The organism is Hanstruepera sp. CR43 (genome assembly GCF_055227665.1).
In genome coordinates this window covers 3036032-3057492 of record NZ_CP200078.1, presented here as the reverse complement: position 1 = coordinate 3057492, position 21461 = coordinate 3036032, and the positions used below count along the sequence as shown (strand labels likewise).

At 35.5% G+C, this 21461-nt stretch carries 19 protein-coding genes and 1 pseudogene; 11 read left to right on the top strand and 9 right to left on the bottom strand.

Annotated elements, in window-relative coordinates:
- Positions 1–62: 62 nt before the first annotated feature.
- The 4 genes from ACKXGU_RS14015 to mnmE form a co-directional block, all read right to left on the bottom strand.
- Positions 63–461, bottom strand: coding sequence for a hypothetical protein (locus ACKXGU_RS14015; RefSeq protein ID WP_463465889.1), 399 nt, complete (start codon positions 459–461; stop codon positions 63–65).
- 172 nt (positions 462–633) lie between these two features.
- The gene (locus ACKXGU_RS14010) at positions 634–1194 is read right to left on the bottom strand and encodes a 2'-5' RNA ligase family protein (RefSeq protein WP_463465888.1); all 561 of its coding nucleotides are present in this window, start codon (positions 1192–1194) and stop codon (positions 634–636) included.
- Between the two features lie 85 nt (positions 1195–1279).
- Complete coding sequence (locus ACKXGU_RS14005) at positions 1280–2242, bottom strand: Fic family protein (RefSeq protein WP_463465887.1); 963 nt, start codon at positions 2240–2242, stop codon at positions 1280–1282.
- Positions 2243–2286: 44 nt separating this feature from the next.
- Positions 2287–3678 carry a tRNA uridine-5-carboxymethylaminomethyl(34) synthesis GTPase MnmE gene (gene mnmE, locus ACKXGU_RS14000; RefSeq protein WP_463465886.1) on the bottom strand — a complete coding sequence of 464 codons (1392 nt, stop codon included), beginning with the start codon at positions 3676–3678 and terminating at the stop codon, positions 2287–2289.
- A 111-nt stretch (positions 3679–3789) separates the two neighbouring features.
- On the opposite strand from mnmE, the gene ACKXGU_RS13995 reads away from it, so the two are divergent.
- Positions 3790–4917, top strand: coding sequence for a redoxin domain-containing protein (locus ACKXGU_RS13995; RefSeq protein WP_463465885.1), 1128 nt, complete (start codon positions 3790–3792; stop codon positions 4915–4917).
- Between the two features lie 11 nt (positions 4918–4928).
- Here ACKXGU_RS13995 and ACKXGU_RS13990 read toward each other — a convergent pair whose 3' ends face one another.
- Positions 4929–5579 (bottom strand): rhomboid family intramembrane serine protease, encoded by a 651-nt coding sequence (locus tag ACKXGU_RS13990; protein WP_463465884.1) that lies wholly within the window; start codon positions 5577–5579, stop codon positions 4929–4931.
- A gap of 62 nt (positions 5580–5641) precedes the next feature.
- Between ACKXGU_RS13990 and ACKXGU_RS13985 the strand changes: the two genes are divergently transcribed.
- The gene (locus ACKXGU_RS13985; protein ID WP_463465883.1) at positions 5642–6523 is read left to right on the top strand and encodes a lysophospholipid acyltransferase family protein; all 882 of its coding nucleotides are present in this window, start codon (positions 5642–5644) and stop codon (positions 6521–6523) included.
- Here the strand turns inward: ACKXGU_RS13985 and ACKXGU_RS13980 are convergent.
- Positions 6520–8025, bottom strand: coding sequence for an aminotransferase class V-fold PLP-dependent enzyme (locus ACKXGU_RS13980; RefSeq protein WP_463465882.1), 1506 nt, complete (start codon positions 8023–8025; stop codon positions 6520–6522). The genes ACKXGU_RS13985 and ACKXGU_RS13980 overlap by 4 nt on opposite strands.
- A 28-nt stretch (positions 8026–8053) precedes the next feature.
- Positions 8054–9443, bottom strand: a pseudogene (gene glmM / locus ACKXGU_RS13975) (phosphoglucosamine mutase).
- A gap of 72 nt (positions 9444–9515) precedes the next feature.
- Here glmM and ACKXGU_RS13970 point away from each other — a divergent pair.
- From ACKXGU_RS13970 to ACKXGU_RS13950, 5 genes are read left to right on the top strand one after another with little or no spacing between them, the layout of a single operon-like run.
- A complete protein-coding gene (locus tag ACKXGU_RS13970; RefSeq protein WP_463465881.1) occupies positions 9516–10124 on the top strand; it encodes an acyl carrier protein phosphodiesterase in 609 nt (202 codons plus the stop codon).
- Complete coding sequence (ggt, locus tag ACKXGU_RS13965; protein WP_463465880.1) at positions 10121–11818, top strand: gamma-glutamyltransferase; 1698 nt, start codon at positions 10121–10123, stop codon at positions 11816–11818. The genes ACKXGU_RS13970 and ggt overlap by 4 nt, the downstream gene beginning before the upstream one ends.
- Positions 11819–11820: 2 nt before the next feature.
- On the top strand, positions 11821–12489 hold the full coding sequence (locus ACKXGU_RS13960; RefSeq protein WP_463465879.1) for a DNA alkylation repair protein: 669 nt from the start codon (positions 11821–11823) through the stop codon (positions 12487–12489).
- Positions 12486–13388 carry an ATP-grasp domain-containing protein gene (locus ACKXGU_RS13955; protein ID WP_463465878.1) on the top strand — a complete coding sequence of 301 codons (903 nt, stop codon included), beginning with the start codon at positions 12486–12488 and terminating at the stop codon, positions 13386–13388. Before ACKXGU_RS13960 ends, ACKXGU_RS13955 begins: the two co-directional genes overlap by 4 nt.
- 1 nt (position 13389) lies before the next feature.
- On the top strand, positions 13390–14106 hold the full coding sequence (locus ACKXGU_RS13950; protein ID WP_463465877.1) for a hypothetical protein: 717 nt from the start codon (positions 13390–13392) through the stop codon (positions 14104–14106).
- Position 14107: 1 nt separating this feature from the next.
- Here the strand turns inward: ACKXGU_RS13950 and ACKXGU_RS13945 are convergent, their stop codons facing one another.
- Together ACKXGU_RS13945 and ACKXGU_RS13940 are read right to left on the bottom strand one after the other, a co-directional pair.
- A complete protein-coding gene (locus ACKXGU_RS13945) occupies positions 14108–14635 on the bottom strand; it encodes a hypothetical protein (RefSeq protein WP_463465876.1) in 528 nt (175 codons plus the stop codon).
- Between the two features lie 6 nt (positions 14636–14641).
- The gene (locus ACKXGU_RS13940) at positions 14642–16132 is read right to left on the bottom strand and encodes a T9SS type A sorting domain-containing protein (RefSeq protein WP_463465875.1); all 1491 of its coding nucleotides are present in this window, start codon (positions 16130–16132) and stop codon (positions 14642–14644) included.
- A gap of 112 nt (positions 16133–16244) precedes the next feature.
- Between ACKXGU_RS13940 and uvrA the strand changes: the two genes are divergently transcribed.
- From uvrA to ACKXGU_RS13920, 4 genes are all read left to right on the top strand, one after another.
- The gene (gene uvrA, locus ACKXGU_RS13935; RefSeq protein ID WP_463465874.1) at positions 16245–19079 is read left to right on the top strand and encodes an excinuclease ABC subunit UvrA; all 2835 of its coding nucleotides are present in this window, start codon (positions 16245–16247) and stop codon (positions 19077–19079) included.
- Between the two features lie 53 nt (positions 19080–19132).
- Positions 19133–19303 (top strand): lmo0937 family membrane protein, encoded by a 171-nt coding sequence (locus ACKXGU_RS13930; RefSeq protein ID WP_123912667.1) that lies wholly within the window; start codon positions 19133–19135, stop codon positions 19301–19303.
- A gap of 167 nt (positions 19304–19470) precedes the next feature.
- A complete protein-coding gene (locus ACKXGU_RS13925; protein ID WP_463465873.1) occupies positions 19471–20160 on the top strand; it encodes an LOG family protein in 690 nt (229 codons plus the stop codon).
- A 21-nt stretch (positions 20161–20181) separates the two neighbouring features.
- Positions 20182–21453: a T9SS type A sorting domain-containing protein gene (locus tag ACKXGU_RS13920; RefSeq protein ID WP_463465872.1), complete on the top strand. Its 1272-nt coding sequence runs from the start codon at positions 20182–20184 to the stop codon at positions 21451–21453.
- Positions 21454–21461: the final 8 nt, after the last annotated feature.

Below are 21461 nucleotides of genomic sequence, written 5' to 3'. Positions count from 1 at the left end.
TATAAAAAGCTAGGTATTAGGTCGTCTCTCTTACCTAGCTATCTCTTTCCTACTCTAAAGAATTATCTTAAATTATACTTTTGTCTACAGAAAAAATCATGGACTTCATGGATGATATGCCTATTAAAATCAAATCGTATTAACATTTTAACCCTATTGTCCAAAGCAACAAACCAATCCGTTTTGTATAGATAATCTTCTGATGCCCTATACATGGCATATTTAGTACCACCTGACGCCTTGACATTCGTCATTATTTCCGTCATTATATTTAGGATACTATTAGGCATGTATAAACCCAATGACTTCAAGAAAATGGCATCTTTCTCTATCGCTACTAAATCACGTTTTGCAATGACACGTTTAACCACTTCTCCATAAAAATCCTTGTTGGGATTATTCCTGATCCATTCCTGCAATTTAAACTCAAAGTAAGCATTCTCTCGTTTGTCAAATACCATAAAACACCAATTTAATATTCTTGTTTTTCGAAATTAAAATTAGTATATACTGGATGAGAAAGCTGAAATTATTTATCAATTATATCCACAAAAAAAATTGTTAACACCCTATCAGTTATTAACAATTTGGAAATTTCCCACATGATTTTTTTTGAGCCACAATGTTAAGTAATTAAAAAAGACGCCCTTGTATTGCATCTTGTGATTCTTCTCCTAAAAATGGAAAAGTAGTAATGACATCAAATTGTTTTCGTTCCACATTAAAACAACGTAACGCAATTGTATCGCAAGTAAAGCTAATATTTGGATCTTTTGAAAATAAACTTTTTGTGATTTCAATGTTTTCGGGTTTAATTCTTCTACCGATTGACATATGGGGTTCGTAACTTTTGATATTTGTAGGATAAGAAAATTTTTGATGAATCGAAGTCATAATTTGTTTCAAATAATGCCTTGAATACACATTGGGTTTCAAAAAGAAAGCGCCATTTGGGAAAACATCAAAACTGGTAAACTGAACTTCTTGAGATTTTAAATAAGTAGTAATCTTTGTTAACTTACTTTTTATATTATCTAATTCTATTTCGTCTCGTTCAAATTCATTTATTGTAATATGTGCTAAAGAATTTTTACTGTTATACCACCCAATTTTTGAAGCCAACAATTCTTTCATCTGCTTTACTTCTTCAATAACTAAATTACTTGGTTGAATAACTATAGAGTATCTTTTCATTTATTTACAAATACAAAAAAGAGAATATACTGTTTATAAGATTTCATGGGATTTAAGAGACAAATAAGTGATTTTACATATTTTTTTAGGTTAAATTGAACTTATATTTTGTCAGCCTTTTATCTCCAGTTTTTATTAAAATCTGTTGCTCGACAGCCCATTTCAAATCTCGACTTGCTGTTGCTTGACTAATATCTTTATACTTTAACAAATAATCTTTGCGACTAAAATTACTATCTCCAATAATATCCTTGTAAAGTTCTATCCTATCTTCTACTGTAAGGGTTCTGTTTTGGGTTCTAAAAAGGTTTTCTAATGCTTGAAGTATTATATTTAGCATAAACTCTACAAATGGTGTAGAAGTTGCCATTTTATCCGACATACTCAATGCTTTATAATAAGCATCTTGGTTTTTTTTTATTAGACTTTCAACTGGAAGATATTCAAAAACAGGATATTTCTGCATCAAAATTAATGTTTGCCACAGTCTGCCAATTCGCCCATTGCCATCTAAAAACGGATGTATAAACTCAAATTCATAATGAAACACACAACTTTTAATTAGCAATATATCTTTATCAGTTCTTAAATAATCAAATAAATCATTCATCAAACCTTTTATCATACTTCCACTTGGCGCAACGTGTTCAACCTTTGAACCTTTTACAATACCAACATTTTTAGTACGCAGTTTTCCAGCATCATCAATCAATCCTTTCATAAGGATTGCGTGTGCCTTTTCTAAATCCTTTAACTTATTAGGATTAAACGCTCGCAATTGCTCATACACTTTTATGGCGTTCTGAACCTCTAAAATATCTTTTTGTGGTGCAATAACTCGTTTATGGTTTAAAAGTGCTGTAATCTGCTCTTCTGTAAGTGTATTGCCCTCAATCTCCAATGAAGATTGTATAGTTATAATACGGTTCTTTTTTCGCAATTCTGTTGGTGGCTTATATAAGTGGGTAGCATTTATTTCCCCCAAACGTTCCGAAATGGCTAAGACTAATTGTAAAATGGTATCGGTAATCTGATAAGGCGGTTTCATTTATGATAGTATCATTTGATAGTATCACAAATATAAGTCATTACTTACTTCCCGATGCAGAAATTGGCAAAAATATTACCCAACAGGTCATCATTGGTAATCTCACCGGTAATTTCACCAAAGTGGTATAAAGCCTGGCGAATATCAATGGCCATCAAATCACCAGATAATCCGGATTCCAGACCATGCTTCACTTTTTGTATTTCTTCAAAGGCTTTAAGAAGCGCATCATAATGCCGTGTATTGGTTACTATGGTTTCATTGTTACGAAGTGCACCTGTGTTAATTAAATTTAGGAGGGAGTTAGTGAGTTGCTCCACACCAAATCCTGTTTTTGCTGATAGTAATTGTACACCATCAATCTGGTTTTGCAGTTCTGCCAACTGAACATCATCCAGTTTATCTATCTTATTGGCAATGATGAGCAGCGGCTTTTGAGGATACTTGTTTTTTATTTTTTCAATCTCCAATTTGATGGCCTTTAAATTGGAAACACCCTTAAAACTATCAAACAAATAAATGGTGACTTGCGATTGCTCTATTTTTTCAAAGGTCTTTTTAATACCAATACTTTCCACAACATCTTTTGTTTCTCGAATACCTGCCGTGTCTATAAATCGAAATCCAATACCACCAATGGAAATCTCATCCTCTATGGTATCTCGTGTCGTTCCAGCAATTTCCGAAACAATAGCCCGTTCTTCATTTAACAGGGCATTCAAAAGCGTAGATTTTCCAACATTGGGTTCTCCAACAATAGCAACCGGAATGCCATTTTTAATGACATTGCCAACTGCAAAGGAATCTATCAACCGCTTAAGAACAAAAGTAATTCGGTCAATTAAGGCTTTAAATTGGGTTCTGTCTGCAAACTCCACATCTTCTTCAGCAAAATCCAATTCCAATTCAATCAGGGAAGCAAAATTCAAGAGTTCCTCACGAAGTTTGGCTATCTCAGAAGAAAATCCACCACGCATTTGTTGCATAGCTATTTGATGGGAAGCTTCATTATCACTGGCAATGAGGTCAGCAACCGCTTCAGCCTGACTTAAATCCAGTTTTCCATTTAAGAAAGCCCGTAAGGTAAATTCGCCGGCATCAGCCATACGACAACCTTTTCGCAAGAATAATTGAATAATTTCCTGCTGAATGTATGGTGAACCATGACAACTGATTTCAACCACATCTTCACCCGTGTATGAGTGTGGGTTTTTAAAAATAGATACCAACACCTCATCTATGGTTTTTTGGCTATCTACAATATGTCCTAAATGAATGGTATGTGTTTTTTGTTGTGATAATTGCTTCTTACTGGTAACCGATTGAAAACAATCTGAAACCATACTGATAGCCTCATTTCCAGACAATCGAATAACAGCTATAGCTCCTGCCCCAGAAGCTGTCGCCAAAGCAACTATGGTATCATTTTGTATCATGGCACAAAAATAGTAAATAGTAGGCACATAAATTCATGCTAGATATTAGGTTAATCTTAACATCCCATTTTGGCTTTAACTATTATATTTGCACAACTAAAAAAGCATATCATGTTCAAAAAACTTTTAATTCTAGTATTGGCAATTGGTTTTATATCCTGTAAAAAAGAAAGTAAACCCGATGGTTTTGTGATTAATGCCAACATTGAGCAATCAGCTAATGGTAAACTGGCCAAGCTTACAGGTGTTGACAGGTCCAATCCAATATTATTGGATTCTGCTAGAATTGATGATGGTAGATTGACCCTAACAGGAAAAGTTGATCAACCAGACATATACTTATTGACAGTAGAAGGTCTTACGAACCCCTTACCAGTAATTATCGAAAATGAATCTTTGGACATCACGCTCTATATGGACAGTATTCAAAGTTCCATTGTTTCCGGAAGTAAAGAAAATGATATTTTCAAGTCCTTTATTGATATGTCCAAACCCATACGTAAACAAGGTGTTCTTTTTGGAAACCAGTTTCGTGAAGCACAGGCCAAAAACGATATGGCCGCCATGCAAAATATCAGAAAAAAGTATGACAGCTTGCTTAAAGCCAACACAGATAACGGCATTAAAAAAATAACAAAAAACAACGGAAGCGTTGTTAGTGCCATCATGCTGGAAGACTACTTGAGGTCCAAATCCATAACTTTAAAAAATGCTGAAGAAATCTATAATAATTTCACTGCCGAAGTAAAAGATAGTCGTGCGGCCAAAGAAATCAAACGGAATATAGATGCCTCGCTAGCCACTGAAATAGGTAGTGTAGCCCCTAAATTTTCGGCGCCTGATCCGGATGGTAACATCATTGCATTAAACGATATTATGGGAAAAGTAACCATAGTGGACTTTTGGGCATCATGGTGTGGTCCATGTAGAAGGGAAAATCCTAATGTGGTCAAAGTTTACAATAAATACCATGGTAAAGGATTAGAAATAATAGGCGTATCGTTAGATGGTAGTGACAGACAAAATAATCCCAAAGAAGCCTGGTTGAATGCTATTGCAAACGATAGTTTAAATTGGCATCACGTTTCCAACTTGAATTACTTTAACGATCCTGTGGCCAAGCAATACAATATCAATTCAATACCTGCAACGTTTATTTTGGACAGTGAGGGCAAAATTCTAGCTAAAAACTTGCGAGGACCTGCCTTGGAACAGAAGATTTCAGAATTATTGGATTAAGTTGCTATAGTTTATATTTTTCCCATCTTCTTTAATAGAAATAGCAGAACGATGGGCAATGCCAATAGACCTATCATAAACAAATGGGTTTCAAATAACCAGGAAGCCAATATCAGTGTGATAATATATCCACCTAACGCCCCTCCAAAATGGGCATCATGGCCTATATTACCAATTCGGTTTTTCATGCCATAAATTGAATACAATAAATAGCCAACTCCAAAAATATAGGCTGGTATCGGTATAGGAATAAAAAACATATACAAGCTCATATCTGGTTGTAATAAAATAGCCGAGTATATAATGCCTGTAACTGCACCACTGGCACCAACAGCACTGTAATGGTATTCATCCTTGTGAAAATAGAGCGATAATAAATTTCCCAACAGTAAACTGCCTAAATAAATAATTAAAAATTTAAAACTACCTAGATAATCAATAACCACATCGGCAAAGAAATACAAGGTGAACATGTTAAAAAATAAGTGCGCATTGTCCACATGTAGAAACCCTGAACTAAACATACGGACCTGCTCACCTCTCCTGACCGCACCAACATTAAACTTATACTTTTCAAAGAAACCATAATCACCAAAAGCCTTAAATGAAATAATGACATTAGCTGCTATAATAATGATGGTAATCAAACTTAAATTGCCCATAAATAGTAAATGTTTAAATAGAATATAGTCTATATTTGTCAGTGCAAATCTATAACTTATTCATGCAATTTCTTGCTTACATTCTAATTTATCCTTTTTTGTGGCTGATATCGCTATTGCCGTTTAGGTTATTATACTTGTTTTCGGATTTTGTTTACATCCTGCTTTTTTACATCATTGGATATCGTCGAAAAACGGTAAAGGAAAACCTGAAACTGGTATTTCCAGAAAAGTCCGACCACGAACTTAAAACCATTTCCAAAAAGTTTTATCACCACATGTGTGATATGTTTTTAGAAATGATCAAAACATTGACCATATCACGAAAACAGTTAAACAAGCGTTTCATAATCAAGAATCCCGAACGACTTCAACAACTTGAGGCTCTAAATAAAAGTATTGTAGTTATGTACGGTCATTATGCCAGCTACGAATGGTCTTTTGTGGTTGAGAATCATATTTCAATGAAAGGGATTGGCATTTATAAAACCATTGCAAATAAATATTTTGACAATCTGGTTCGCAAAATACGATCGCGTTATAATACCGAGCTCATCGATACTAAAAAAGCCATTGTTAAGATAACAGATTATGAAAAGCAAAATATAAAATCTGTGATAGCTTTTTTAAGTGATCAATCCCCTAAAAACTTTAAAAAATATTACTGGACTAAATTTATGGGTATTGAAGTACCTTGTTTTACAGGTGCTGAAAAAACAGCCAAAGAACTGGATTTGTCGGTAGCATATTTAAAAATTGAAAAAGTAAAACGCGGTTATTACGAAGCTGAATTCATCACACTAGCAGAAAACGCCAGAGAATATCCTGATTATGAAATAACGGATAAATTTACACGGGAATTAGAAAAACAAATCCGTAAAGCTCCAGAATATTATCTCTGGACTCATAAACGCTGGAAACATCGGGGTAAAAAGCCTAACTAGAGCTTAAACCAGTTTTTCAAGGTCTGGTCTTCTTCAGTTGTATTTACTAAAGATCGATGATTGAATTCATTGGAACACCTATCATAATCATATTCCTTTGCCCATTCCTGATGGTTTTGAGCTAATTCAATAATGCTCTCGCATACCTTTTCAACTTCAGCATCGGTAGTTGTAGGATGTATGGATAGCCGTATCCAACCCGGCTTTCGGGTTAATTCGCCCAATGAAATTTCTTGTGTCAATTCGTGTGACGTTTCATAGTCCACATGCAATAAATAGTGCCCATAAGTTCCGGCACAACTACAACCTCCCCTGGTTTGAATGCCGAATCGGTCGTTCAAAAGTTTGACCCCTAAATTATAATGCAAATCGTCAATATAAAAAGAAATAACGCCCAAACGGTCTTGGTGTTGCCCAGCCAAAATATTAATGTTTTCAATAGGTTTTAGTTTATTGAAAATATAGTCTATGATTTGGTGTTCACGATCCAACATGTTTTTGACACCCATTTGCTCTTTAAGTTTGATGGCCAGAGCTGTTCTGATCGTTTGTAAAAAACCTGGTGTCCCACCATCCTCACGATCCTCAATATTATCAATATACTTATGCTCACCCCAAGGATTGGTCCAACTTACAGTTCCGCCTCCGGGACAATCGGGAATCATGTTTTTGTACAATTTCTTGTTGAAAATAAGTACACCAGATGACCCAGGACCACCTAAAAACTTATGAGGTGAAAAGAAAATGGCATCCAAAGCCTGTTTTTCATTTTTTGGGTGCATATTGATATTGACATAGGGAGCCGAGCAAGCATAATCAACGAAACATACGCCACCATGATTGTGCATTAATTCAGCAACCTCATGTACAGGATTTTGAATACCTGTTACATTGGAACCATGAACAATGGAAGCTATTTTTATAGTACGGTCCTTATATTCAACCAGCAATTTCTCTAAATTATCAAGACTGAATAAACCATCTTCACCCGGTGGAATGACCTCTACTTTTGCAATGGTTTCTAACCATGTTGTTTGGTTTGAGTGATGCTCCATATGAGAAACAAAAACAACAGGACACAACTCTGCTGGTATTTCTGTAAATTTTTTAAGGTTTTCAGGGACTTTTAAACCTAAAATTCTTTGGAATTTGTTGACGACACCAGTCATTCCGTTACCAGAAACAATTAATACATCATCTTCATTGCAGTTGACGTGGGATTTTATGATATGTTTAGCTTCGTGATAAGCTTTCGTCATTGCGGTTCCAGAAACCGTTGTTTCTGTATGCGTATTGGCCACGAAAGGTCCAAATTCATTACAAAGTTTTTCTTCAATAGGCCTATATAATCTCCCTGAAGCTGTCCAGTCTGTGTAAACGATTTTTTTCTTTCCAAAAGGCGATTCAAACTCTTGGTCTATTCCAATAATATTATTTCGAAAGTCATTGAAATAAGCCTCTAAATCTATCGACTGCTTGGTATTTGGTATTGTTAAGGACATACTGACGAATTTGAACGCTACAAAAATACTAAATATTAGCCACTGCTTTAATTTCAGATATGATTTTATCTGCTAAACTATCTGCTTCATGCTGCGATGGTGCTTCCGTATAGACTCTGATAATGGGTTCGGTATTACTTTTTCTTAAATGCACCCAACTATCAGAAAAATCAATTTTAACACCATCTATGGTGGTTAGGTTCTCATGAGCGTATTTGGCCTTCATGGTTTTAAGTAGTGCATCTACATCCAAACTCGGCGTTAACTCAATCTTCTTTTTACTCATAAAGTAATTGGGGTATGTTGCGCGAAGTTCACTGGTAGTCATTTTCTTTTCAGCCAGTAAACTTAAAAATAAGGCTACTCCAACTAAAGCGTCACGCCCATAATGTAGTTCTGGATAAATAATACCACCATTTCCTTCTCCACCAATAATGGCATGATTCTGCTTCATTAAAGCCACTACATTCACCTCTCCAACAGCACTGGCTTGATACGACCCTCCGTGTTTTTCGGTTACATCGCGTAAAGCTCTTGTAGAGCTCATATTACTCACTGTATTCCCTGGTGTTTTACTCAACACATAGTCTGCACAGGCCACCAAGGTATATTCCTCACCAAACATCTCACCCTTTTCATCCATGAATGCCAGTCTATCGAACATCAGGGTCTACCACAATCCCTAAATCAGCACGCTCCTTGACAACCATTTGTGATAAATCTGACAAATGCTCCTTCAGGGGCTCTGGGTTATGAGGAAAATGACCATTAGGTTCGCAATACAATTTAACGGTGTGCACTCCCAAACGGTCTAATAATAGCGGAATAGCGATTCCGCCCGTAGAATTGACACCATCAACAACCACTTTAAAATTAGCATGCTCTATGGCTTTTTTATTAACCAAAGGCATTTTTAAGACCTCATCAATGTGCATATCAATATAAGCCTGATTTTTGGTAATCTTTCCTAAACTATCCACATCGGAAAACGTCATATTTTCCTGTTCGGCAATTTCTAAAATTTTAGACCCTTCAACACCATCCAAAAATTCACCTTCACTATTCAATAACTTTAGGGCATTCCATTGTTTGGGATTATGACTGGCTGTCAGAATGATACCACCATCAGCATGCTCCATAGGCACAGCCACTTCAACAGTAGGAGTGGTTGACAATCCTAAATCAATAACATGAATTCCAAGACCGACCAAGGTGTTCATTACCAAATTTTGTATCATTTCGCCAGATATGCGGGCATCTCTGCCAACAACCACACGATAGTTCTCCTTATTGCGTTGCTGTTTAAGCCACACCCCATAAGCAGAAGCAAACTTTACAGCATCAATAGGTGTTAAATTATCTCCTACCTGACCTCCAATGGTCCCTCTAATTCCTGAAATTGATTTTATAAGCGTCATACGATTTTTTAAATTTGAACAAATATAAGTTTTCTGTATGTTTTCTATGATACGAATTCGTAAATTCGAATAATGAATTTTCTTGCGCATATTTATCTTTCTGGCAATAATGAGCTGGTTACCATTGGGAATTTCATGGCGGATGGTATTCGCGGTAAAAAGTATAAAAACTACCCTGTTGATCTGCAAATAGGTATCTTATTACATCGGGAAATTGACACCTTTACGGATTCGCATCCCATTGTGAGACAAAGCACCAAACGGTTGCACAAAAACTATAGCCATTACAGTGGTGTGATTGTTGATATTCTTTACGATCATTTTCTGGCCAAAAACTGGAAAGTGTATTCTGAAACTGCATTAGACAGCTATGTTGAGAATTTTTATTGCTCTTTGGAAAAGCACTTTGATATACTTCCTGCAAGAATACAAAAAATGATGCCCTTTATGATTTCGGAAAATTGGTTGTTGAACTATGCCAACATTGATGGTATTCAGCAAGTATTGAATGGTATGAATAGACGCACAAAAAACAAATCGAAAATGAATATGGCTACAACTGAACTCATTACCTACTATTCAGAATTTGAAGAAGAATTCTCAACTTTCTTTGAGGAATTGATAACCTTTTCAAAAAATAAATTAGCCGAGATAACCCAAAAATTGAAGACCAATCCATGAAAAAATATTTAATTTTTTTCTGTCTTTTGGCAACGTTAATAGCCTGCAAAGATCATTCACCTTCAACCCATACCAAAACTCATGGATTGATTACCCAACAAGCTATGGTTGTTTCCGCTCGCGAAGAAGCATCCCAAATTGGATCTGACATCTTAAAAAAAGGCGGTAATGCTTTTGATGCTTTGGCGGCAACAGAATTAGCTTTAGCCGTTGCATTTCCCTATGCTGGTAATATTGGTGGTGGTGGTTTCATGGTATATCGTCTAAATTCAGGTGAAATTGGAGCATTAGACTATCGAGAAAAAGCACCATTAGCCGCATCAAAAAATATGTATTTAGATGAAAAGGGCAACGTTGTTCCAAATAAAAGCACTTTAGGTGCATTGGCAGTAGGTGTCCCTGGAAGTATTGCTGGGATTTTTGAAACACATCAGCGCTTTGGAACGTTACCTATAGAAGACATTATTCAGCCAGCTATAGATTTAGCCAAGAGAGGTGTTGTGGTTACCAAAAAACAAGAACAACGCATAAAAAAATATCAGCCTCTCTTTCGCGAAGTGAATAAGGATTCCATAATATTTGATAAAATTTGGAAGACTGGAGATACCATTTACTACTCTGCATTAGCCTCCACTCTTGAACGTATAAAAATAAATGGCTCTACTGAATTTTATGAAGGAGAAACAGCTAAAAAATTAGTTGATTTCATTAATGAGAATGGTGGTTCCTTTACTATGGAAGATCTTAAAAAATATAAACCTGTCTGGCGAAAACCAATTGTTTTTAAATACGATAGCTTAAAAATCATTTCTATGTCTCCGCCATCAAGCGGTGGGGTTTGTTTAGCCCAAATTATGAAAATGATTGAACCCTATGATATTCATGAATATGGGCACAATTCAAAAAAAACTCTACAAGTTATTGTTGAAGCCGAGCGTAGAGCGTTTGCAGACCGCAGTTATTATTTAGGTGATCCTGATTTTGTTGATATCCCATTAGATAAAATCACCGATAGTTTATATTTACAAAATCGCATGGATACATTTACCTTTACTAAACCAACACCTTCAACAGATATATCTCATGGTAGCATAGAATTTTCAGAAAGCAATGAAACTACTCATTTTTCAATTATAGATTCTTTTGGAAATGCTGTTTCTGTTACTACAACTATAAATGGCGCTTATGGTAGCAAGTTGTATTGCAGCGAGTTAGGTTTTTTTCTAAATAATGAAATGGACGATTTTAGTTCTAAACCTGGAGAGCCCAATATGTTTGGTCTTGTTGGAGCTGAAGCCAACAGCATAGCTCCAGAAAAACGTATGTTAAGTAGCATGACACCTACGATTGTAGAAAAAAATGGCATGCTTTATATGGTACTTGGAACGAGAGGTGGTTCAACCATAATTACTTCTGTTCTGCAAACAATTTTGAATGTGCATGAATTTGACATGAGCATGCAGGACGCTGTAGATGCACCACGATTTCACCATCAATGGTTACCAGATGTTGTTCAATTTGAAGAAAAAAAATTTTCAAATACTTTTAAACGTGAGATTGAAGGTTTGGGTTACCAAGTTACAGATTATGATAATCCTAGTCTTGGGAATATGGTTGGTATTTTAGTTTTAAAAAATGGCCATTTAGAAGGTGGAGCCGATAAAAGAGGTGACGATACAGCAGTCGGTTTTTAATTATGGGATTCATTACAGATATTCAAGAATCGTTTCAAATGCATGCTAACAGAACATTTTCTGAACAAATGTCAGCTTATATGTTGAATCAGTCCAAATTCTATGGAATTAAAACACCGTTAAGACGAGAACTCACAAAACCTTTGTTAGACAAATACAACCTTGAAATTAGAGATACGTTTAGAAGTCTTGTGTTTGACCTATACGATTTACCATATCGTGAACTCCACATGGTAGCCATAGAAATATTTGAAAAACAATTTAGGAAGTCCTATGAAAAGAGGGACATTCATCTCATTGAAAATCTGATTACTCTCAATTCATGGTGGGATTCAGTCGATTTTATTGCCAAGAACATACTTGGAAGGTACCTGCAAATCTATTCGGAGGAAATACCAGAAATTATTTCTCGGTTTTCTGAAGCAGAGAATCTGTGGCTAAATCGCAGTACAATCATCTTTCAATTAGGGTATAAAGAAAAAACGGATGAGCAATTACTGTTTAAACAATGTTTAATTCACAAAAACTCCAAGGAGTTTTTTATTCAAAAAGCTATTGGTTGGGCCTTAAGGGAGTACGGTAAAACAAATCCCGATGCTGTATTAAATTTTGTTGAAACTAACACCTTAAAGCCATTAAGTAAACGAGAAGCAATTAGAAATCTAATATGACCTATGATATTGTAATTTTAACAGACAGGCGTTATCTGAATGATTCAAAAAGCGATAACTATAAACATAACGTGTACTACGAAGATTTTCTGATACAGGAAGCTTTAAATAAACTCGGATTGAATACCCTTCGATTAGCTTGGGATGATGCCACATTTGATTGGAGCAGTACGACAGCCGTACTTTTTAGAACTACCTGGGACTATTTTGATAGGTTTACAGAATTTTCAAAATGGTTAGAAAAAATTTCTAGGGTTACGACGCTTTTCAATTCAGAAAAACTTATTAGGTGGAATATTGACAAACACTATCTCTTGGATCTTAAAAAACATGGTGTTCATATCGCTGAAACTCATTTTATTGAGAAAGGAAGTCATATGTCACTTATTGATATTCATAAAAGCCTGGGATGGCAAGAAACCGTATTAAAGCCTTGTATATCTGGAGCGGCCAGACATACTTATAAATTAAATATGGATCATTTGAATAACTATGAAAACATTTATTCAGAATTAATTTCTGAAGAACCGATGATGCTACAGCCGTTTCAACACCATATCGTGACCCAAGGAGAAGTATCTATGATGGTTTTTAATGGTCAGTTTACCCATGCTGTCCTAAAAAAAGCAAAAGCAGGAGATTTTCGGGTTCAGGATGATTTTGGTGGATCTGTTCACACCTATGAACCAACAAATGATGAAATATTATTTGCCGAAAATACTATAAAAGCGTGTCCACAATTGCCCATTTACGCCAGAGTTGATATATTTACCGATAACGATGGAAACACAGCGCTTTCAGAGTTGGAACTGATAGAACCAGAACTATGGTTTAGGCGCTATCCTGACGCAGCCAAGAAACTAGCTTCAGGTATTCAACATCAACTGAAAAATCTTTAATATGGCCCTAAAAAGAACATTTAAAATCATTATTGGTTTGTTGATTTTTCTAACATTGCCCAGTCTCTTATTTTTCGGTTTTGTTTATTTCAATTATCATGAAGATTTACCTCAAGGCGAAACGGGCGAACAAGCAAATGCTTTAGCCTTATCGATGCTAAATTCATTAGGTTATGAAGCCTATAAAAACACCGCCTACATTGAATGGACTTTTAAAAGTAAACGGCATTATAAATGGAAAAAAGATCAAGGTACATGTTCGGTTTTTTGGAAAAATATTCAAGTAAACCTAAAATTAGATAATCCAACTGGCTCCAAGGTATATATTGATAATCAAGAAATGGATAACGAGGAATCACAAAACCTGATAAAAAAAGCCATGGACTATTTTAATAATGATTCCTTTTGGTTAGTGGCTCCTTATGAGGTCATGGATTCTGATGTCTCCAGAAAAGTTGTTACTCTTGAAAATGATCAAGAAGCTCTGCTCGTAACTTACGCACCCGATAGTAACAATCCTGATGAATCGTTTTTGTGGATATTAGATGAGAATTATAAACCCACCAAATTCAAAATGTGGGTTGATGATTTACCCATTGGTGGGCTGGAAGCCTCATGGACCGATTGGACTACCACGGAAAGTGGTGCCCAGTTACCCACATTTCATGAGTTTTTATTTTTCGGCATACAACTACAGGATATCAAAGGAACCCCATAGATTAGGATGACTTCTGCCCTACAAATTGCTGATCCTTCAATTTAAACAACACATTAAAGGTGGTCAAACTACCATAGCTACGGGTGATATATTGTTGTAAATCAATCTTTTCCTGCTCATCTAAATTCGTGCTTGAATTTATTTTCTGCTCCATGACACGTAAGCGATCACGCACCATAGTTATCTTATGAAAAAAACTATCGATAGGAACTTCTTTGCTCTGCAATGCGGTATCGCCAGGTTCCAAAATCAACTTCCCGCCTTTCCATTTGTCCGCAATGTGAACCACTTCACTAATATCACTGTATTTTTTTAAAATCTCTACCAAACTACTTTCTACATCAAAGAAACTAACGGTGTCCACATCGTCTTGGGCAGCTTCTATCACTTCAAATTCCGAGTCTATATCAATGGTCTCCAAGCCACCTTCAATAAAAGTCACCCAATACTGATTGGAGCTTACATTGGTCACAACACCTTTACCATATTTTGGATGATTTATTCTAGAGCTGATTCCTAATAATTTCATAGTTATTTATTTCTTTATTAATTTTATTGTAGCATGTTTCATTTTTGATGTAACTTTTACAAAATAAACTCCAGTTTTTAAGTTTTTAATATCTAAAGCTATTTCATCAACGTTTTCATAATTTGAAACACTAATTTGTTTGCTAAAAGTATCAAAAGTTTGAATATTGACTTGGTCATAATTACTACCTAACACTATCATTGCTTTATCGGAAACAGGGTTAGGATAAACTTTAAAATGAATACCAAAATTATTATCTTCAATGCTTAAAGTTGAATACTGATAAACTCGAACATGTCCGCTTGCATCTCCACTTCCATTATTGATCCAAGCACCAATGGCAACTATACTTCCATCAGATGATAAACTTATAGAATTACCTGATTGATCATGAAACCCTTCTCCATCAATATCTTGACCTTTTTGTTGCCAAAAACCATCATTATTTTCATATACTCTTACATGACCTGAACTAGCACTACTTCCAAAATTAGTTGGAGCACCAATTGCAATAATGCTTCCATCAGATGATAAACTTATTGAGTACCCCGAACGGTCTAAACTAGATTCACCATCAATATCTTGACCAACTTGTTCCCAAACGTCTTCATTGTTCTCAAAAATTCTTACATGACCACTTTCATTACCATTACCATCATTTGCATAAGCTCCAATTGCAACTATTCTACCATTAGAAGACAAACTCAAAGATGTACCTGACAAATCTTCACTTGACTCACCATTAATATCCTGACCAACTTGCTCCCAAAAACCATTATCATATTCATAGACTCGAACGTGACCACTGTTTTCACCATTACCATCATTATACCGAGCTCCAATTGCAATTATTCTTCCATTAGATGATAAACTAACCGAATTACCAGAAGTATCCCCAATCAATTCACCATCTATGTCTTGGCCTATTTGTTGCCAAGAACCTTCGTGATTCTCAAAAACTCTTACCTGACCACTAATAATACCATTACCATCATTATAAGGAGCACCTATAGCAACAATATTTCCATCTGATGATAAACTTACAGATTCACCAGAATAGTCTTCTGGAGCCTCACCGTCAATATCTTGACCTATTTGTTGCCATCCACCATTATTATATTCATAAACTCTTACGTGACCACTTTCATTGCCATTCCCATCATTATAACCTGTTCCAATAGCTAATACAAAACCATTTGAAGATAAAGCTACCGATCTGCCAGATTGATCTTCAGCAGCTTCACCATCAATATCTTCTCCGATTTGTTGCCAAGAGTCTTCGTAATACTGATATACACGCACATGCCCACTAACATTACCATTACCGTCATTTCCATAAGCACCGATAGCTACAACATCACCATTTGAAGATATGGCTACTGATAAACCTGAATAATCTTGAGCACTTTCCCCATCAATATCTTGACCTAATTGAATCCATTGTCCTAGACTAAAAAAAGGAGACAATATAAAGAGTAATGAAAAAAATATCTTCATCTTACAAATCAAGTTTTTAAAGTTTAATTCTATTGTAAAAGTAACAAAATCTGCATTAACGCTTCACAAAAAATTAACATCTAAAATTGTACCTTTGCAACTTTGCGATGCTATGAGTCAATTTGAAGAAAATATTGAGGTAAAAGGTGCTCGGGTACACAACCTGAAAAACATTGATGTCTCCATTCCAAGGGAAAAACTGGTTGTTATAACAGGTTTATCTGGAAGCGGCAAGTCATCGTTGGCTTTCGATACCATTTATGCTGAAGGCCAAAGACGCTACATTGAAACATTTTCGGCTTACGCCAGACAATTTTTAGGTGGCCTGGAACGTCCGGATGTTGACAAAATTGATGGCCTCTCACCCGTTATCGCCATAGAGCAAAAGACTACCAGCAAATCACCACGTTCAACTGTTGGAACCATTACTGAAATTTATGATTTTCTTCGTCTGTTGTACGCTCGCGCCAGTGATGCTTACAGTTACAACACAGGTGAGAAAATGGTGAGCTATAATGACGAGCAGATTAAGGACCTCATCAAAGAATCATTTGCTGGTAAACGAATCAACATTCTATCTCCTATAATACGATCTAGAAAAGGACATTATCGGGAATTGTTTGAGCAAATTGCCAAACAAGGATTTGTAAAGGTTAGAACAGATGGTGAGATACGTGACCTTGTAAAGGGCATGAAATTGGATCGCTACAAAACTCATGATATTGAAATTGTTATTGACCGATTAAAGATTGACAACAATTCCGATAATGATAAGCGTCTGATGGAAACAATCAATACAGCCATGTATCATGGTGAAGATGTCCTGATGGTTATTGATCAAGATACGCAAGAAGTGCGATATTTTAGCCGGAACTTGATGTGTCCATCAACTGGTATTTCGTATCCGAATCCAGAACCCAATAATTTCTCATTTAATTCACCCAAAGGAGCTTGTCCAAAATGCAACGGTATTGGAACCCTTTATGAAATAAATGAAGACAAAATAATACCCAATCCTAATTTATCCATAAATGCTGGAGCATTAGCGCCACATGGCCCTGAAAAGAAAAGCTGGATTTTCAAACAGTTTGAAACCATTGCGCAACGCTATGGCTTTTCATTGAACGACCCTTACAAATCCATTCCTGAAGAAGCCAAACAAACCATTTTGTACGGTGGCAATGAGAAATTTTCAGTTGAAAGTAAAACACTTGGTGTTACTCGGGATTATAAAATCGATTTTGAAGGGGTTGCTAACTTCATAGAAAGTCAGTACAAGTCGGCTGAATCGACCTCACTAAAGCGTTGGGCTAAAGACTATATGGATAAGGTCAATTGTTCCGAATGTCATGGTTCGCGTTTGAGAAAAGAATCGCTATATTTTAAAGTAAACGGATTGAATATAGCCGAATTAGCCCAAAAAGACATTATTGATTTATATCAATGGTTTCAAGAATTGGACAGCCATTTATCTGACATGCAATTAAAGATTTCGGAAGAAATCACTAAAGAGATCAAAGCACGTCTACAGTTTTTATTGGATGTTGGCTTGGACTATTTATCCTTAAACAGAAGTTCCAAATCGCTTTCTGGTGGTGAGGCACAGCGCATAAGGCTAGCAACACAAATAGGTTCACAATTGGTAGGTGTGTTATATATTTTAGATGAACCTAGCATCGGATTGCATCAAAGAGACAATGAAAAACTAATCAAATCGTTGGTTTCCTTGCGAGATATCGGGAATTCCGTTATTGTGGTAGAACACGACAAGGACATGATTGAACATGCTGATTATGTTATTGATATTGGTCCTAAAGCCGGTAAGCACGGAGGTGAAATCATAAGCGAAGGTTCTCCAAGCGAACTCAAAACCCATCATACACTCACAGCCGACTACTTAAATGGCTCAAAAGAAATTGAAGTTCCCAAAAAACGACGTGAAGGCAATGGTAAAGTGCTATCCTTAAAAGGATGTACTGGCAACAATTTAAAAAATGTTTCCCTAGATATTCCATTGGGTAAAATGATTGGCATTACGGGTGTTTCTGGCAGTGGTAAATCCACATTGATTAATGAAACATTATATCCCATTATGAATGCGCATTACTTCAATGGCGTTAAAAAACCTATGCCTTACAAAAGCATAAAGGGCTTGGAACACATTGATAAGGTAATTGATATCAACCAATCACCAATTGGGAGAACGCCTAGAAGTAATCCCGCAACTTATACAGGAACGTTTAGTGAAATACGTAGTCTTTTTGCCAAAATCCCTGAAGCTATGATTCGCGGCTATAAACCAGGACGCTTCAGTTTTAATGTTAAAGGTGGCCGTTGTGAAACCTGTCAAGGAGGTGGTTTACGCGTTATCGAAATGAACTTCTTGCCGGATGTTTATGTAGAATGTGAAACTTGTCAAGGAAAGCGTTTTAACAGAGAAACATTAGAGATTCGCTATAAAGGAAAATCGATAAGTGATGTTTTAGAAATGACTATTAATGAGGCAGTTGAATTTTTTGAGCATATTCCGAAAATTCACAAGAAACTCAAAACCATTAAAGACGTTGGACTAGGATACATTACTTTAGGGCAACAAAGTACGACCCTTTCTGGTGGTGAAGCGCAACGTATTAAATTAGCAACTGAATTAAGTAAACGAGATACTGGAAACACCTTTTATATTTTAGATGAACCTACTACAGGTCTACACTTTGAAGATATTAGAGTACTCATGATTGTTCTTAATAAACTAGTCAATAAAGGTAATACCGTACTCATTATTGAACATAATTTGGATGTTATTAAGACTGTTGACTATATATTTGATATTGGTTATGAAGGTGGAAAAAATGGCGGCGAAATTGTTGCCAAAGGAACACCAGAAGACATACTTAAAAATAAAAAAAGCTACACAGCCCAATTTCTTAAAAAAGAACTAAACACATAGTTGTTCGATTTTAATTAGTATATTTAGGATACTAATCTTAAATAATTTTAATTATGAGAAGTCTACTTTGGTTGGTAGCCGTAATCTGTATAGTCGTTTGGCTATTAGGTTTTTTGGGCGTAGTCCCAGGAATTGCTACTGGAAATTTAATTCACATTTTATTAGTAATTGCTGTAATAGCAATACTCTACAACATTATTTCTGGTAGAAATCCTTTAAAATGATTTAAATTTAAGAATGAAGAATACTAAAGGTAAACTATATGTTTACCTTTTTCTTTGACCAATAATTAAGAATTAAGCTTGTAGAAAGGCAATAATTCTTCATAAATTTGCGAACTTCGGGCTAAAAATCTGAAATAGCTCCTTTCTAATTTTTAAACAGAAAATTAATGAGAAAAGAACAACACCACAAACGGTGGAATGAAATAAAAACGAATGATTCTTGGGCCATATTCAAAATTATGGGTGAGTTTGTAAACGGTTATGAAAAGTTAAGTCGTATTGGGCCTTGCGTATCTATATTTGGATCGGCTCGAACCAAACCTGACCATAAATATTATCAATTAGCTGAAGATGTTGCTTGTAAAATTGTTGAACATGGCTATGGTGTCATTACAGGAGGTGGACCCGGAATTATGGAAGCTGGTAACAAAGGTGCCCACATAGCAGGTGGTACTTCCGTGGGACTCAATATTGAATTGCCTTTTGAACAACATGATAATCCTTATATTGATTCAGACAAGAGTTTGGATTTTGATTATTTCTTTGTTAGAAAAGTTATGTTTGTAAAATACTCCCAAGGTTTTGTAGTTATGCCAGGTGGATTTGGGACATTAGATGAGTTATTTGAGGCCATCACACTCATCCAAACCAATAAAATTGAAAAATTCCCCATTATTTTAGTTGGAACCGATTTTTGGACAGGTTTGATGGATTGGGTAAAAGAAACGCTCCTAGACAGATTTAGTAATATCAGTGCCAAAGATTTGGATCTCATTCATTTGGTTGACACTGCCGAAGAAGTTATTAATATTTTAGATAGTTTCTATAAGGAATCCGGATTGAGTCCGAATTTTTAATTCGGAAACTAATATAATAGCATGAAAAGAAAAATTCTTCTTTTATGGTTTTTAACCATAACAAACACTTCACTTTTGCTTTCTCAAGAAAGCTTTAATGTGATGTTTTACAATTTGTTGAATTTTCCTTTAGAAGATGCAGTCCCCAACCGTATTCAATACCTCAATACAATCCTCAACGATTACCTTCCAGACGTTTTTATGGTCTGTGAATTAAACAATGCCACTGGCGCCAATGATATTTTAAATAGTTTAAGAACTAGCGTAAGCAGTGATTTTGAAATGGCCACATTTGTTCAAAATACATCTGATGATAATATTGGAAACCAAAATGATTTACAAAACTTAATATACTACAATAGCTCAAAATTCATTTTAGAAAGTCAAAGTATTGTAACGACAATTTTTAGGGATTTTAACCACTATGTATTAAAAATTAATACCGTTAATCAAGACACCAATCCAATTATTATTGATTTTATAGTCTGCCACTTGAAAGCATCGGACGGAATAGAAAATGAAGCTTACCGATTGGAAATGGTCGAAGATTTAACAGCCTATCTAAATACATTCCCTTCTGATAGTAATGTGGTTCTGGGTGGTGATCTCAATTTATATACGTACTCCGAAGATGCATTTCAGGAATTAACTGATATTACTAACAACATTGTATTTGTTGACCCAGCCAATCAAATAGGAAGCTGGCATAACAACACCCTTTTTATTGATGTTTTTACGCAATCAACGCGAACACAATCTGGTATGGGTGGCACAACCGGAGGTTTTGATGATCGGTTTGATTTTATATTGTGTTCTGCCAACCTGATTGATAATTCAAACATTTATTATGTTCCTGAATCCTATCAAGTATTTGGTAACAATGGCAATATAGATTGCTTTAATAATGCCATAATTGATCCCGAATGCAGTGGTACCGAATTTTCTTTTGAAATCCGTGATGCCTTACACAATTTTAGTGATCATCTACCCGTTACATTACAGATTGAAACTACTGAAACACTATTGAGTGTTGATGAAAATACTGTTCAATCCAATTTTGCAATTGTTGGCACAAACATTGTTCAAAATAGTATTACCATTAGCCTGACAGACCAATCTAACTTCATTAAAAAACTTGAAATTTACAATGCGTTAGGGCAATGTGTAAAAACTATTGCTACAGGCACATCGGAATATGATACGGTTGATGTATCTGGTCTTTCTGATGGTATTTATTACATCAGGCCATTACACACCCAAGTTGAACCATTAAAGTTTGTAAAGACACATTGAAATTACGT